This window comes from Acidovorax sp. CF316, from assembly GCF_000276605.1.
GTDB lineage: Bacteria > Pseudomonadota > Gammaproteobacteria > Burkholderiales > Burkholderiaceae_C > Acidovorax.
In genome coordinates, this window is sequence record NZ_AKJX01000026.1 from 1 (window position 1) to 13,434 (window position 13,434).

A 13,434-nucleotide genomic window follows, 5' to 3' on the forward strand; every position below is an offset into this window, starting at 1 on the left:
CCCGCCAGTGGCTCGACGAGCGCATGGACGCGGGCGACACCAGCGAGCGCCGCCGTGCCGCGGCCCTGCGGCCCTTCGTGGCCCAGGCGGACTGGCTGCTGGACATCCACTCCATGCACGAGCCCTCGGCGCCACTGCTGCTCACCGGCATCCAGCCGCGCAACCTGCAGCTGGCGCGTGCCATGCGCTCGCCCGAGCACATCGTGGTCGACGCCGGCCACAAGGATGGCGTGCGCATGCGCGATTACGGGCGCTTCGGTCTGGGCGATGCACAGGGGGAGGACACCCGCTCCCTGCTCATCGAGTGCGGCTTCCATGGCGACCCGGCGAGCCGCGCCGTGGCGCAGGACCAGTGCGTGCGCTTCCTCGAACAAGCGGGCGTGCTCGGTGCCCACGCACTCGCGCAGCAACTGCCCGGCTGGCGCCTGCCCGACGCGCCGCGCCAGTGGGCGCTCGAAGTCACCGGGCCGGTGGTGGCCACCAGCAGCGCCTTCCGCTTCGTGGAGCCGTACACCGGCCTCGAAGTGATCGAGAAGGCCGGCACCGTGATCGGCGACAACGACGGGGTGCCCGTCACCACGCCGTACGACGACTGTGTGCTCGTCATGCCCTCGGTGCGCCAGGCGCGCGCGGGCGTGACGGTGGTGCGCTACGCCACGCGCAGGCCCCTGTAGCCGGGGTCAGCGCGGACGCCGGCGCTTCCACCAGAGCCAGACCCCGGTGATGCCCATGCCTGCCAGCACCAGGCCGCCCACGGCGATGAGCGCTTCCAGCAGCACACCGCCGAGCACGCCGGTGTGCAGGGGGTAGATGACTGCCGTTGCGCGCGCCCCGGGGTCCAGTTCGTTCCAGCGGTGGGTGGCCAGCACCTCGCCGGTAGCGGGGTGCAGCCACACCGAGCTCAGCCCATTCGGGTGCGGGTCGTCCGCGAGCCGAAGGCGCACGCGCAGCGGCCGGTCGGCCTGTGCCGGCACCTGCACATAGCCGATGGGCGCACCTGGAAACTGCGCCTGCGCCCGGGCCACCAGGCTGTCGAGCGGCAGCGCGCGGGCCGATGCGGAGCCCTTGGGCAGCGTCGGCGCCTTGGTCGGCTCGGCGCCGCTGAGCGTGGTGACGAATCCGCCGAGGGGCCGCCAGGCCATCCAGGCCCCGCTGGCCACCGACACCGCGATGAGCAGCCCCAGGGCCGCACCGCCCACCCGGTGCAGGTCGAAGAAGGCGCGCAGCAGGCCCTTGTCCAGCACGATGCGCCAGGACGGCGGCCAGCGCCGAGGCCACCAGAGGACCAGGCCGGTGACGAGCAGGAACAGATAGCCGAGCGCCACCCAGGCCAGGATGGCCTTGCCCGTGTCCTGCCACCACAGCGAGCTGTGCAGCTTGAACAGGGCGTTGACGAAGCCCTCGGTCTCACCCCGGCGGCCCTGCTCCAGGCCGGTGGCCGGGTCGAAATAGACCGTGCCGCGCCAGGGGCCGTTGACCAGCACCCACAGGCTCTCTCCCGACTCGCGTGCGGGCCGCATTGTGAAGCTGCCCTTGGGCCACTCGGCTTGGAGCTTTTGCAGCACATCCTGCAGGGCGGCATCGGGCGAGCCGACGCCAGCCTGCGCTCCGGCACGGAACAGTTCAGGGTGCAGCCAACGGTCGAGCGGCTGCGCCACCACGAGCACGGCCCCGGTCAGCCCCGACAGGATCAGCACCCAGCCCAGACTGAGCGCGGTCCAGCGGTGTACCCGCAGCCAGAGTTGGCGCAGCCGCTGCATGTCAGCGCGCGCCCTTGGTCACCGGCATCAGAATGCGAGGCGACCTTGCACGTACAGCATGCGCGGCGCGCCGACCATGCGGCCGGGGTTGCCGTCCACATTGCGCGTGTAGTAGCGCTTGTCGGCCAGGTTGTTCATGCCCACGGCAATGCTGCTGCCCTTGTAGCCGGGCACCTTCCAGTCGGCCTGGATGTTCCACAGGCGAAAGCCCGGGATGCGGCCCAGGCGGGCGTCGGCGGGTTCGGCGAAGGTGTTGGCCGCATCGGCGTACTGCGCGCTCTGGTGCGTGCTGGCCAGGTTGAAGGCCCAGTCGCCGAGCTGGTAGCGTGCGCCCAGCGTGTCGGTGTTGCGCGAGTAGAAGGGCACGTCCAGGCCGGCCGTGGTGCCCGACTTCTGGATCGCCTTGGTGTAGCTGTAGTTGGCGTACACGTTCAGGCCCGCCAGTGCGCTGGCCTTGTCGAAGCTGTAGTCGATGGCGGCCTCGATGCCCTCATGGCTGGTGGCGCCGATGTTCTGGAAGGTGGCTGGCGTGATGCCGGGCACCTGCAGGATCTGGTTGTCGAAGCGGATCTTGAAGGCCGTGAGTTCGGCGCGGATCTGCGGGGTCTGCCAGCGCGCACCCACTTCGGCGGTCTTGGCCAACTCGGGCTTGAGCGGGTTGGTGGCCGTCTGCGAATTGAGCTGGATGTTCTGCACCGGGCCGAACGAGGTGCCGTAGTTGGCGAACAGCGTGAGCGCCGGGTTCACCAGGTAGGCCACGTTGAGCGAAGGCAGCGCCTTGTTGTTGGTGGTGTCGAAGCGCTGGGTGGAGGCACGGTCCTCGCGGTTCGTCTCGATGTGCTCGAAGCGCACGCCCGGCGTCACGCGCCAGGCACCGAAGGCGATGCGGTCATCGATGTAGACGGCGTGCGCGTCGGTGGCATTGTCGAAGCGGGTGGTGACGCTGTTCGCGCCCGTGGCGATGGTCTGGTTGTAGGCCCGGTCGTTGCCGCGCTCGCGCAGGAAGCGGTAGCCGGCCGTCACGTCGTGCGTGGTGGCGCCCAGTTGCACGCGCTGGGTGTAGCGCGGCTCGATGCCCAGCACCTCGTAGTCGCGTGGCTGGTGCGCCAGCTGTGTGCTGGTGGCGTTGATCAGCGTGCTCTTGCGCGTGCTGTCGTTGTAGTAGGCGCGCACCTCGAACTCCTGGTTGTCGGAGATCGTGTTGATGTAGCCCAGGTCGAGGCCCTTGCGCTCGCCATTCCAGTAGTCGGTGGGGCGCGTGTTCTGGAAGGGGTTGGCGTTGAACTGCGCCACCGTCAGGCCGCCGGGCGTGCGCGAGTTGACGTCGTAGTAGGAGACCTTGCCGTAGACCTCGGAGCTGCCGGTCAGTTCGTAGCGGAACTTGAAGGCCAGGTCGTTGACCTTCTCGTCGCTGCCCTGGCGCCAGCTGCTGCCGGTCATGCCCGAATACAGAAGTGCCAGGCCCAGGCCGTTGTCCAGCTGCGAGCCCAGGAAGGTGCTGTACTGTGTGTTGTCCTGGCCGCCTTCGCTGTAGTGGTTGTGGCGCACGGTCACGTCACCCGTGAGGCCGGGCTTGGAGGGGATGGCGCGGCTCGTGAAGTTGATGATGCCACCCACGTTCTGCGGGCCATAGCGCACGGCACCACCACCGCGCACCACGTCGATGGACTCGATGTTGTTCAGGCTCACCGGCGCGAACGAGAGCTGGGGTTGGCCGTAGGGCGCCACCGCCAGCGGCACGCCGTCGAGCAGGATGGTGGAGCGCGGGCTGTAGCGCCCGGTCAGGCCGCGCACGCCGATGTTCAGCGAGATCGCGCTGCCCGCGGTGCCCGAGTTCTCGGTGGCCTGCACGCCAGGGATGCGGCGCAGGACTTCGCCGATGTTGGCCGCGCCCGTGCCGTCGATCTTTTCCTTGTCCACCACGGTGCGGGCGCCCGCGAAATTCTTCACGCTGTTCTGCAGGCCTGTGCCGAGCCAGCTGCCCGTGATCTGGATGGTTTCCAGCGCCGGCGAGGCGCTGTCGCCCGCAGGCGACGCATCTTGCGCATGCAGTGCCAGCGGCGCGCCCAGCCAGGCCAGTGCGACGGCTGCGGCGCAGCGGGTGAGCTTCGGTGTCAAAGCGGGTGCCTTGGTGTGTCGTGTCGTCATGTGAATTTCCCCGGTGCGGTGTGGTTCTGTGCCGGTCACGGGCGGGTGCTTTGCATGCACCGCGCGAGACCGGCTGGAAACCTGTTCTTACAATGTCAATGATAGTAATTATCATTCATGCATCCAAAATATGCGCCCCGCCCAGGGCGCTCGCTGCGCTGCAGGGCGGGATCGGCCAGGGCTTGCGTGCTGACTGTTGCGTGTGCGCATCAGGTCCGCGCGGCCCGGCTGGGTGCGGCATGCGCAAGCGGCCGCTCTGTTCGCCCCGCTCGCCGCGGGGCCACCGCGTGGGCGACAGGTGGTGGACACCGGGCTCGGCTAAGCTGGGTGCTCTGCTGAACCAATCACCCGGTCCCTCCTGGGGGATCGCCGCTTCTCCATGCACCAAGATCCCACCCGTTCCCTGCCCATGGCCGGCGCCACCAATTTCCGCGACCTGGGCGGCTACGTCGGGCAGGACGGCCGGGCCGTGAAATGGCGCCGCATCTTCCGCTCCGACCACCTGGCCGGGCTGACCCCGGCCGACCAGGCCCTGCTCGCCGAGCTGGGCGTCAGCCGCGCCATCGACTTTCGCGGCAAGGCCGAGGGCGCGGCATATGCCTATGCCATCCCCGGTGTGGCCTACCACCCGCTGGTCATCGAGCCCACGGTGGTGCAGCGCGCGCTGGAGCTGCAGGCCACCGGCCGTGCGCTCACCGCGCAGGACGCCGTGGGCCTGATGCAGGACACCTACCGTGGCTTCGTGCACGAGAACGCACCGCGCTTTGCCGAACTGTTCCGCCTGCTGCTGGCCAGCGATGCCCCCACGGTGTTCCACTGCACCGCCGGAAAGGACCGCACCGGCTTTGCCGCCGCGCTGATCCTGATGGCCCTGGGCGTGCCGCGCGCGACTGTGATGCAGGACTACCTGCTCACCAACAACCTCTACCGCCGCCCTGTCGGCATGGGCAGCCACGCGCCCGAAGAGGTGCTGGCCGTGCTGTGGCGCGTGCAGGAGGAATTCCTCGACGCTGCGCTGCACATGGTCGACCAGGACTACGGCGGCGTGCCGACCTACCTGGTGGACGTGCTCGGGGTGGATGCGGCGGCCCAGCGGCAACTGGCGGCGCAGTATCTGCAGCCGCAGCGCTGATGTGCTCGGGCGCCGGGGGCCGGTGCGAAGTGGCATACGGTGCCAGTCCGTTTACACGCTGATACCTGGCGTTTACATGCAGGCGTTGCAGCGGTGGCATAGTCCACGGCTTCCCTGTGCCGACCGCTTTCCAAGAGAGTTTCGAATGAATTTCCGCAAGCAATGCCTGCGCGCGAGCCTGGTGCTCGCGCTGTCCTTCTCCGCACTGTCGCCAGCGGCCATGGCGGCTCAGACCGAGGCGGAGCGCCAGGCTGTGATCATGTCCATGTTCAAGGACGACGCCGTACTGACCGAAGATGTGCACCGCGAGTTCTGGTCCGGCCTCCAGGATCCCGAGGCCGCCGTGAGTCGCGGTGCTCTGGAGCGCGTGGCCTTCGCGCTCAAGAACAACCTCGAGATGGAGCGTGCGACGGTGGTCAGCTACAAGGCCAGCATCAAGCAGCGCAAGCCGGTGGTGGACAAGAGCTACGAGTCGGCCCTCAAGACCCGTCTGGAGATGATGCAGATGCGCAAGCTCCCGACCGATGCCGTGCTGGCCAAGGACAAGGCGTTCCGCGAATCCCTGGCGCTGGTTGCCAAGGGCAAGCCCGTGGAAGCCAACGGCACCAAGATCACCATGACCAACGCGCTCATCGACCAGGCCCTGGTGCGGCTCGAAGCCTCCTATGCCCGGCTGGAGCGCCTGCTCAATCCCGTGTGGACCCCCGCGCCAGCGAAGTGAGACAGGCAGGGCCGCGGCGCCGATGAGCGCCGGTTCGTGGGCGATACTTCCGGGTTCGGCGATCCATCCGAGCCACAAGGAATGGCAGTGACTTCTGCAAACCGTACCGGCCAGAGCGCCAGTGCCGATGGCTTTGACGCGGCCTACTACGAGCGTTTCTATTTCGACAAGAAGACCAGCGTGGTCGACCCGGCGCACACCGATCGGCTCGGTGCCTTCGTCTGCAGCTACCTGCAGTACCTGCGCGTGCCGGTGCGGCGCGTGCTGGACGTGGGCTGCGGCATCGGGCTGTGGCGCGACATCGTGGCCCGGCATTTTCCCAAGGCCACGTTCCACGGTGTCGAGTACAGCCAGTACCTGTGCGGCCGCTTCGGCTGGGAGCAGGGCTCGGTGGTCGACTACCAGGCACGCACGCCTTACGACCTGGTGATCTGCCAGGGCGTGCTGCCCTACCTGAACGAGGCCGACGTGCAAAAGGCCATGCGCAACCTGGCGGGGCTCAGCCGCGGCGCCCTGTACGTGGAAGCGGTCACGCGCGAGGACTGGGAGCAGGACATCGTGGACGAGACCCTGACCGACCCGCGCATGTTCCGCCACCCCGCGCAGCTGTACCGGCGCACGCTGGGCGAGGGCTTCACCGAGCTGGGCGGCGGTGTGTGGCTGAGCCCCAAGACCGAGCTGCCCCTGTTCGCACTCGAACACGCGGGCGGCCAGTGACGGCTGCCGCTGCACCGGTGCCGGCCCTGCCCCACGCCGTCTCGCGCCTGCGCACAGCGCGGCTGGCACGCAGCGCCAAGCCCTTCCTGGCCCGGGGCGGGCCGCGCGGCGAGCGCTGCCCCGGCTGCCGCCTGGTGCCCAGCCACTGCCTGTGCGCTTTGCGCCCGCTGCTGAGTCCGCAGGCCGGCGTGTGTCTCCTCATGGCCGACATCGAGCCGCTCAAGCCCAGCAACACCGGCTGGCTGATTGCCGATGTGGTGGCCGACACCTGGGCCTTCGGCTGGGCGCGCACCGAGGTCGCCCCTGGGTTGCTCACCCTGCTCGCCGACCCGCAGTGGCAGCCGTATGTGGTGTTCCCTGGCGAATTCGTGGCGCCCGAGCGCGTGGTGACGGCGGTGGAGCCGGTGCAGGGTGGCAAACGCCCGCTGTTCATCCTGCTCGATGCCACCTGGCCCGAGGCACGCAAGATGTTCCGCAAGAGCCCGTACATCGATGCGTTTCCGGTGCTCAGCCTCGCGCCCGAGCAGCTGTCGCGCTACCGGCTGCGCCGCTCCACGCGCGAGGACCATTTCTGTACCTCCGAAGTGGCGGCGTTGTGCATGGAGCTGTCGGGCGAAGGCCATGCGGCCCAGACGCTCGAGGCCTACCTCGATGTGTTCACCAACCACTACCTGCAGTCCAAGCACCAGTTGCCGGTGGACCATGGCGATGAGGTGCACCTGAGGTTGCAGGCACTGCGCGCCTGACGTGCATCGAAGGTGCACAATGCGCCCATGAAAGCTCCACCCCGCCTGCAGTCCCTCATCGAGGAAGGCCTGATCGACACCGTGGTCCGGCAGCTCATGAGTGGCAAGGAGGCCATGGTCTTCGTGGTGCGCAGTGGCGAGGAAACGCGCTGCGCCAAGATCTACAAGGAAGCCACCCACCGCAGCTTCCGCCAGGCCGTGGACTACACCGAGAACCGCAAGGTCAAGAACTCGCGTTCGGCCCGCGCCATGGCCAAGGGCAGCAAGTTCGGCCGCCAGGAGCAGGAGGCCGCCTGGCAGAGCGCCGAGGTGGATGCCCTGTACCGCCTGGCCGCGGCCGGGGTGCGCGTGCCCCAGCCCTACAACTTCCACGAAGGCGTGCTGCTCATGGAGCTGGTGACCGATGCCCATGGCGATGCGGCACCGCGCCTGAACGACGTGTCCTTCACGCCTGAACAGGCCCGCACCCACCACGCCACGCTGATCGCCGAGGTCGTGCGCATGCTTTGCGCGGGCGTGGTGCATGGCGACCTCTCGGAGTTCAACATCCTGCTGGCGCACCTGCCCGGGGTCGAGGGTGAAGAGGGCGTGGACGGCCCGGTCATCATCGACCTGCCGCAGGCCGTGGATGCCGCCGGCAACAACCATGCGCCGCGCATGCTGATGCGCGATGTGGCCAACCTGCGCGACTTCTTCGGCCAGTTCGCGCCCGAGCTGCTCGCCACCCAGTACGGCCCCGAGATCTGGAGCCTGTACCAGGGCGGGCTGCTGACCAACGAGACGCCGCTCACCGGCATCTACGCGCCAGAGCACACCGACGTGGACATGCAGGGCGTGCTGCGCGAGATCGAGGACGCCCGCGCCGAAAAAGCCGCGCGCCGCCTGCGCATGGCCACCGCGGCATAGTTGCAGCGGCCTCGGGCACAATCGGCGCCCCTTGCCATTGCCCGCCCCGCCGCCATGACCCCCGTGATCCGCAACTTCCGCCCGGGCGACGCGCCCGCATTGCGTGCGCTGTTCCACGCCGCCGTGCATTGCCTGACCGCCGCGCAGTACAGCCTGGCGCAGCGCAATGCCTGGGCGCCGCTGGTGCACGACGCCGTGCAGTGGAACGCCCGTCTGGAGGCCAACCAGCCCTTTGTCGCTGAGGTACCGGCAGGGACGGTGGTGCACATCGCCGGCTTCTCGGATCTGCAGGCCAGCGGCTATATCGACCATTTCTTCGTCGCGCCCGCCCATGCCGGTCAGGGCGTGGCCCGGGCGCTGATGGCATACATCCATGCCCAGGCCGCGCTGCGCAGCACCGAGCGCCTGTGGGCCGATGTGAGCCTCACGGCCGAGCCCTTCTTCGCCAAAAGCGGCTTTGTGGTCGAAGCCCGCCAGCAGGTGGAGCGCCACGGCGTGGTTCTCGCCAATGCCCGCATGGCCAAGGTGCTTCTGCCCGGCGGCGCAGGGGTGGGACAATAGCGGGGTGGCCCTGCACAGGCGCACCTTCGACACGACCCCACCATCCCAGAACGGCAAGGCCTTTCCCATGACCAAACAACACGAACGGCAGACCGAACTCAAACCCATGGAGCTGTGCGAGTCCTGCAAGGGCATCCAGCGCAACTGGCGCCGCGCCCCAGGCCATGCCGAGCTGGTGCAGCGCAGCAACCGCAAGGAAGACCGCGAGCACGGCCAGGTGACCTTCACCCGCTACCAGTGCGACCGCTGCGGCACCGCCTGGGAGTACGAGAACGACAAGACCAACCTGCATGCAGGCTGGTCCGTCGTAGGGCGCTGAGCGCGCTTCGTCAATCCCCGGGCACCTGCGCAGGGGGCAGCGAAGCCAGCAGCAGGGCCGCCACCACGCAGCCCAGGCCCAGCCACTGCCAGCTGCGGATGGATTCCCCCAGGAACACCACCGACAGCAGCAGGGCTGACACCGGCAGCCATACTGTGGCCAGGGATGCGCGCACACCGCTGGTGCGGGCACTGCCCGCGTACCAGAGCAGAAAGCCGCCCACCGTGGGCACCCAGGCGTAGTACAGCACCCCGGCCAGAGCCGCTGCTGTGAAGGAGGAGGGCGATGCCTGCGCCACCAGCCACGCCGGCAGGACCGACAGCAGGAGTCCGCCCCCCGACATCAGTGTGGACAACGCCAGGGCCGGGATGGGCTGCGACAAGCGCTTGTTGGCCAGAATGAACACCGCCTCGCAGGCCACGGCGGCCAGCACCAGGGCAATGCCCGCCAGCCGGGTGCTGGCGCCTCCCTGCGCTGCGCCATCGGGCGCCATGGCCACGGCCATCACCCCGGCGGTGGCCAGCGCAATGGACAGCACCAGCCTGTGGCCCGGCCGCTCGCCCAGCAGCAGCGCCGAGAACAGCGCGGCGGCCGCTGGCAGCGTGCCGGCCACGATGCCGGCATCCGCGGCGCTGGCGAGCGCCACACCCAGGATCAGCAGCACCGAGTAGCCCACGCTGCCCGCCGCCGCCTGCACGGTGAGCAGCAGCGCGTCGCGCCGCCCCACGCGCGGCAACTGCTGGCCACTCCAGCGCATGAGCACAAGGAACACCGGCAGGGCCAGGGCATGGCGCAGCACGGTGGCCGCAAAAGGCTCGATGTCCTGCGCGATGGGCTTGCTGACCACCACCGTGCTGCCCACGAGCACCATGGCCAGGCTGCACAGCAGCGGGCCCTTCCATGATTCCGACATCCCCATCGCGTACCGCCTTGCCTGTGTATGAACATGGCAGGCAGTGTGGATTCCTGGGCGCGATGGGTCTTGAACGTTATTGCGGCAGTGGCCGGCGCTGCCAGCCTGCGGCGGCCTTCTGCCAGGCACCGGGTGTAAAGCCGAACTGCCGCGCGAAGATGCGCGTCATGTGGCTCTGGTCAGCAAAGCCGCAGTCTGCCGCCGCCTCAGCCAGGCTGGTGCCGCGCTGCACCAGGCTGCGGGCGCGCTCGGCACGCTGCTGCAGCAGCCAGGCGTGGGGTGGCAGGCCGTAGGCCTGGGTGAAGCGGCGCAGCAACTGGTACTTGCCCAGGCCGGCCATCGCGGCCAACTGCGTGAGCGTGGGGGGCGCCAGTGGCGCATCGGCCAGCTGGTCGCGCACCTGGCGCACCTCGGCCGAGGCATCCGCGCCCAGCCCATGTGCGCGCGGCGCATTGGCATGGCGGCCCAGCAGCAGGGCGCAGGTCTGTACCAGCGCTTCTTCACAGGCAAGCGCGGTCAGGCTGGCCGCGGCCTGTGGTGTCGCGCTCCAGTGCGCGAGCCGCTGTAGCAACTGGTGCAGGGCCTCGCGGAGCGCCGCGTCGCCCTGGATCACCGGGCGGGCCAGGGCCACACCGTGGGGCGATGCCGTGGCCAGGTCGCCCGCCATGGCATGCACCACCGAGGGTTCCAGGTACACCATGCGCCAGCGGCGCGAAGGGCCGCCCAGCGGCTGGCCGTCGTGCACTTCGCCGGGGTTGGTGGTGATCAGGTCGCCCGCATAGGCATCCACCGGGCCGCGCCCGCTGGCCGAACTCTGCGCGCCATCGTCGAGAAGCCCCAGGCCATAGACTGCATGCCAATGCCTGCCATAGTGGCGGGAACTTTCGATGTGCGTAGCGTACACCCCTTCCCAGGGCGAGCCGAAGACCTGGCATTGGTGGGTGGGCGCTGCGGGCTTCATCCGGACATTATTGCCAATGGCCACCCGCCACACCAAGGAGCCACTGAATGCATCGCCGAATCTTCCTTGCTGCCGGGGGGCGCCGTCTGGCCTTGGGCGGCCTCGTGCTGGCGGCCATCCGCAACGCCCGGGCCCAGCCGGCCTACACCGTCTCCGCGGAGCAACTGCAGGAGGCCGTGGCGCTGCGCTTTCCGCTGCGCTATCCCATGGCGGGCCTGGTGGATGTGGACGTGCAGGCCCCGGGCCTGTCGCTGCTGCCCGAAAGCAACCGCCTGGCTGCGGCCTTCGCGCTGAGCGCCGCCGGCCCTGCGCTCAGGCGCCGCCACAGCGGCACGCTGGAGGTGGAATTCGCCCTGCGCTACGAGCCCGGCGACCGCAGCCTGCGCGCCCACCAATTGCGTGTGGGGCGGCTGGATTTCCCGAGCCTGCGGCCCGAGGTGGTGGCGCTGCTCAATGGTTACGGCCCCGCCCTGGCCGAGCAATCGCTGCGCGAGGTGGTGCTGCACCGGCTGCGGCCGCAGGATCTCGCCGTGCTCGACGGCCTGGGCATGCAGCCCGGGGCCATCACCGTGACCGCCAAGGGCCTGTCCATTGCCTTCGTGAACAAACCGGCTCCGTGAAGCAAGTCGATGGCTCCCAGCGCTCAATGGCCTTGTTCGGTGGGTTGCGCGGACATCAATCCCCGCGCACCCGCTGCGCAAAGCCACGCTGGCCGAACTGCTCGATGATGAAGTCCACGAAGACCCGCGTGCGCGCGGGAAGCAGCTTCTTGTCCGGGTAGTACAGCGAGGTCGGTCCCGCGTCCGACCACCAGCCCGGCAGCAGCCGCACCAGGTCGCCGCTGGCCAGCCAGGGCTGGGCGAACGGCATGGGCAGCAAGGCCACGCCCAGGCCCATCAGGGCGGCCTGGCACATGGCCTCGGGGTCGTCGAAGACGATGCGCGGGCGCAGCTCGGCGGCTGCCGCATCACCGGCCTTGTTGCGCAGCGTGGTGACGTGGATGCGGCCCGTCTGGATCGAGCGGCGCGCAATGCCGTCCCATTGCGCCAGGTCCGACGGGTGGCGCGGCGGCTTGCGGCCCTGCAGTTGGGCGCGCGATGCCACGGCCACGATGTGGATCGTGCCCAGCGTGCGTGCCACCATGCCGGGGTTGAGGTTCAGCCCGCCGCCGATGCCTGCGTCGAAGCCCTCGCCGACCAGGTCCACCTGCCGGTTCTCGAAGCGCCAGTCGGGCTGGATGGCCGGGTAGCGCGCGAGGAACTCGCCCAGCAGCGGCACCAGGTAGGCACGGCCGAAGGCCTGGCCCATGCTGACCTTGAGCGTGCCTGCAGGCTGGCGATCGGCCTCGGCCGCATGCTGCACGGCGTCGGCCAGCGTGGCCAGCGGCGTGCTGATCTGCTGCAGCAGGCGCTGGCCGCCCTCGGTCAGCACCAGGCGCCGCGTGCTGCGCTGGAACAGGCGCACGGAGAGGCTCTGCTCCAGCCGCGCCACGTTCTTGCTCACGGCGGCAGGCGTCAGTCCCATGAGCCGGGCGGCGGCCGAGAAGCTGCCTGATTCGGCGGACTTCACGAAGGATTCGAGATGGCTGAGGGGCTGCATGCCTGCTATTTTCAACTGGAAGTTGAAACAGGTACATCCCATTCATGGCTACCGGCAATGCAATCGTTTGCCGACACTGCAGGTGTTGCCAGTGCATTCACTGGTCCACCTACCGGAGTCCACCATGTCTGTCGCTTCCTCTGCTTCTTCCTCCCCTGTTGCCACCACCGCCGTCCTGGCCGGCAAGGCCGCCTTTGTCACCGGCGGCTCGCGCGGCATCGGTGCTGCCATCGTGCGCCGCCTGGCGCGCGATGGCGCTGCCGTGGCCTTCACCTACACCAGCAACGACGCACCGGCCAAGGCGCTGGCCGCCGAGATCGAGGCCGCCGGCGGCCGCGCGCTGGCGCTGCGCGCCGACAGCGCCGATGCCCAGGCCATCACGGCCGCCATCGACGGTGCTGCGCGCGATCTGGGCCGCTTGGATATCCTGGTCAACAACGCCGGCGTCGCCATCATGGGCGAGGTCGGCAGCGTTCCGCTCGAAGACCTGGACCGCACGCTGGCGATCAACGTGCGCGGTGTGTTCGTCGCCACCCAGGCCGCCGTGCGCCACATGGGCCAGGGCGGTGCCTACGGTCGCGTGATCACCATCGGCAGCACCAATTCCGAGCGCCTGCCCTGGGCCGGCTTCAGCGTCTACGGCATGAGCAAGGCCGCCATCGTGGGGCTCACCAAGGGCCTGGCACGCGACCTGGGTCCGCGTGGCATCACGGTCAACAACGTGCAGCCCGGCCCGGTGAACACCGACATGAACCCTGCCGACGGGCCCATGGCCAAGGACATGCACGGCCTGATGGCGCTGGACCGCCACGCCGACCCGGCCGAGATCGCCGGCATGGTGGCCTACCTGGCCGGGCCCGAGTCGGGCATGGTCACGGGTGCCAGTCTGCTGATTGACGGCGGGTTCGCCGCGTAGGCGAAGCACCCCCTGAGTCGCTTCGCGCCTTCACC

15 protein-coding genes are annotated in these 13,434 nt (G+C 69.2%); 10 read left to right on the plus strand and 5 right to left on the minus strand.

Features of this window, described 5'->3' with window-relative positions:
- Positions 1–674, plus strand: a 674-nt coding sequence (locus PMI14_RS03590; protein WP_007849754.1) for a hypothetical protein, incomplete at its 5' end; no start/stop codon positions are given.
- A gap of 6 nt (positions 675–680) precedes the next feature.
- Here the strand turns inward: PMI14_RS03590 and PMI14_RS03595 are convergent.
- Positions 681–1,760, minus strand: a complete 1,080-nt coding sequence (locus tag PMI14_RS03595) for a PepSY domain-containing protein (RefSeq protein ID WP_007849757.1) — start codon at positions 1,758–1,760, stop codon at positions 681–683.
- Positions 1,761–1,787: 27 nt separating this feature from the next.
- Positions 1,788–3,908, minus strand: a complete 2,121-nt coding sequence (locus PMI14_RS03600; RefSeq protein ID WP_007849760.1) for a TonB-dependent siderophore receptor — start codon at positions 3,906–3,908, stop codon at positions 1,788–1,790.
- Between the two features lie 379 nt (positions 3,909–4,287).
- On the opposite strand from PMI14_RS03600, the gene PMI14_RS03605 reads away from it, so the two are divergent.
- From PMI14_RS03605 to PMI14_RS03635, 7 genes are all read left to right on the plus strand, one after another.
- Positions 4,288–5,040 carry a tyrosine-protein phosphatase gene (locus PMI14_RS03605; protein ID WP_035202234.1) on the plus strand — a complete coding sequence of 251 codons (753 nt, stop codon included), beginning with the start codon at positions 4,288–4,290 and terminating at the stop codon, positions 5,038–5,040.
- Between the two features lie 145 nt (positions 5,041–5,185).
- Positions 5,186–5,761, plus strand: coding sequence for a hypothetical protein (locus PMI14_RS03610; RefSeq protein ID WP_007849767.1), 576 nt, complete (start codon positions 5,186–5,188; stop codon positions 5,759–5,761).
- An 81-nt stretch (positions 5,762–5,842) separates the two neighbouring features.
- Positions 5,843–6,478 (plus strand): trans-aconitate 2-methyltransferase, encoded by a 636-nt coding sequence (locus tag PMI14_RS03615; protein WP_007849770.1) that lies wholly within the window; start codon positions 5,843–5,845, stop codon positions 6,476–6,478.
- 26 nt (positions 6,479–6,504) lie between these two features.
- Positions 6,505–7,224, plus strand: a complete 720-nt coding sequence (locus PMI14_RS03620) for a tRNA-uridine aminocarboxypropyltransferase (RefSeq protein ID WP_052024321.1) — start codon at positions 6,505–6,507, stop codon at positions 7,222–7,224.
- A 27-nt stretch (positions 7,225–7,251) separates the two neighbouring features.
- On the plus strand, positions 7,252–8,130 hold the full coding sequence (locus tag PMI14_RS03625) for a PA4780 family RIO1-like protein kinase (protein WP_007849775.1): 879 nt from the start codon (positions 7,252–7,254) through the stop codon (positions 8,128–8,130).
- A gap of 54 nt (positions 8,131–8,184) precedes the next feature.
- Positions 8,185–8,691, plus strand: a complete 507-nt coding sequence (locus PMI14_RS03630) for a GNAT family N-acetyltransferase (RefSeq protein WP_007849791.1) — start codon at positions 8,185–8,187, stop codon at positions 8,689–8,691.
- A 67-nt stretch (positions 8,692–8,758) separates the two neighbouring features.
- Complete coding sequence (locus PMI14_RS03635; RefSeq protein WP_007849794.1) at positions 8,759–9,010, plus strand: hypothetical protein; 252 nt, start codon at positions 8,759–8,761, stop codon at positions 9,008–9,010.
- Between the two features lie 10 nt (positions 9,011–9,020).
- Here the strand turns inward: PMI14_RS03635 and PMI14_RS03640 are convergent, their stop codons facing one another.
- Both PMI14_RS03640 and PMI14_RS03645 read right to left on the minus strand, forming a co-directional pair.
- Positions 9,021–9,923, minus strand: coding sequence for a DMT family transporter (locus PMI14_RS03640; RefSeq protein WP_035202237.1), 903 nt, complete (start codon positions 9,921–9,923; stop codon positions 9,021–9,023).
- A gap of 76 nt (positions 9,924–9,999) precedes the next feature.
- Positions 10,000–10,884, minus strand: a complete 885-nt coding sequence (locus PMI14_RS03645; protein WP_007849801.1) for an AraC family transcriptional regulator — start codon at positions 10,882–10,884, stop codon at positions 10,000–10,002.
- A gap of 47 nt (positions 10,885–10,931) precedes the next feature.
- On the opposite strand from PMI14_RS03645, the gene PMI14_RS03650 reads away from it, so the two are divergent.
- Entirely contained in the window at positions 10,932–11,504 is a 573-nt protein-coding gene (locus PMI14_RS03650; RefSeq protein WP_007849805.1) for a hypothetical protein, read from the plus strand.
- Between the two features lie 55 nt (positions 11,505–11,559).
- On the opposite strand, the gene PMI14_RS03655 is transcribed toward PMI14_RS03650, so the two are convergent.
- Positions 11,560–12,483 carry a LysR family transcriptional regulator gene (locus tag PMI14_RS03655; protein ID WP_007849808.1) on the minus strand — a complete coding sequence of 308 codons (924 nt, stop codon included), beginning with the start codon at positions 12,481–12,483 and terminating at the stop codon, positions 11,560–11,562.
- Positions 12,484–12,607: 124 nt separating this feature from the next.
- Here PMI14_RS03655 and PMI14_RS03660 point away from each other — a divergent pair, with 124 nt between their 5' ends.
- Positions 12,608–13,399 (plus strand): SDR family oxidoreductase, encoded by a 792-nt coding sequence (locus PMI14_RS03660; protein ID WP_007849811.1) that lies wholly within the window; start codon positions 12,608–12,610, stop codon positions 13,397–13,399.
- The last annotated feature ends 35 nt before the right edge of the window (positions 13,400–13,434 follow it).

Bases quoted from the DNA above. Each gene is read 5' to 3' on its own strand.
- PMI14_RS03660 (WP_007849811.1), top strand. From the start codon at position 12,608: ATGTCTGTCGCTTCCTCTGCTTCTTCCTCCCCTGTTGCCACCACCGCC.
- PMI14_RS03650 (WP_007849805.1), top strand. From the start codon at position 10,932: ATGCATCGCCGAATCTTCCTTGCTGCCGGGGGGCGCCGTCTGGCCTTG.
- PMI14_RS03640 (WP_035202237.1), bottom strand. From the start codon at position 9,923: ATGTCGGAATCATGGAAGGGCCCGCTGCTGTGCAGCCTGGCCATGGTG.
- PMI14_RS03630 (WP_007849791.1), top strand. From the start codon at position 8,185: ATGACCCCCGTGATCCGCAACTTCCGCCCGGGCGACGCGCCCGCATTG.
- PMI14_RS03610 (WP_007849767.1), top strand. From the start codon at position 5,186: ATGAATTTCCGCAAGCAATGCCTGCGCGCGAGCCTGGTGCTCGCGCTG.
- PMI14_RS03635 (WP_007849794.1), top strand. From the start codon at position 8,759: ATGACCAAACAACACGAACGGCAGACCGAACTCAAACCCATGGAGCTG.
- PMI14_RS03600 (WP_007849760.1), bottom strand. From the start codon at position 3,908: ATGACGACACGACACACCAAGGCACCCGCTTTGACACCGAAGCTCACC.
- PMI14_RS03645 (WP_007849801.1), bottom strand. From the start codon at position 10,884: ATGAAGCCCGCAGCGCCCACCCACCAATGCCAGGTCTTCGGCTCGCCC.
- PMI14_RS03625 (WP_007849775.1), top strand. From the start codon at position 7,252: ATGAAAGCTCCACCCCGCCTGCAGTCCCTCATCGAGGAAGGCCTGATC.
- PMI14_RS03615 (WP_007849770.1), top strand. From the start codon at position 5,843: ATGGCAGTGACTTCTGCAAACCGTACCGGCCAGAGCGCCAGTGCCGAT.
- PMI14_RS03595 (WP_007849757.1), bottom strand. From the start codon at position 1,760: ATGCAGCGGCTGCGCCAACTCTGGCTGCGGGTACACCGCTGGACCGCG.
- PMI14_RS03605 (WP_035202234.1), top strand. From the start codon at position 4,288: ATGCACCAAGATCCCACCCGTTCCCTGCCCATGGCCGGCGCCACCAAT.
- PMI14_RS03655 (WP_007849808.1), bottom strand. From the start codon at position 12,483: ATGCAGCCCCTCAGCCATCTCGAATCCTTCGTGAAGTCCGCCGAATCA.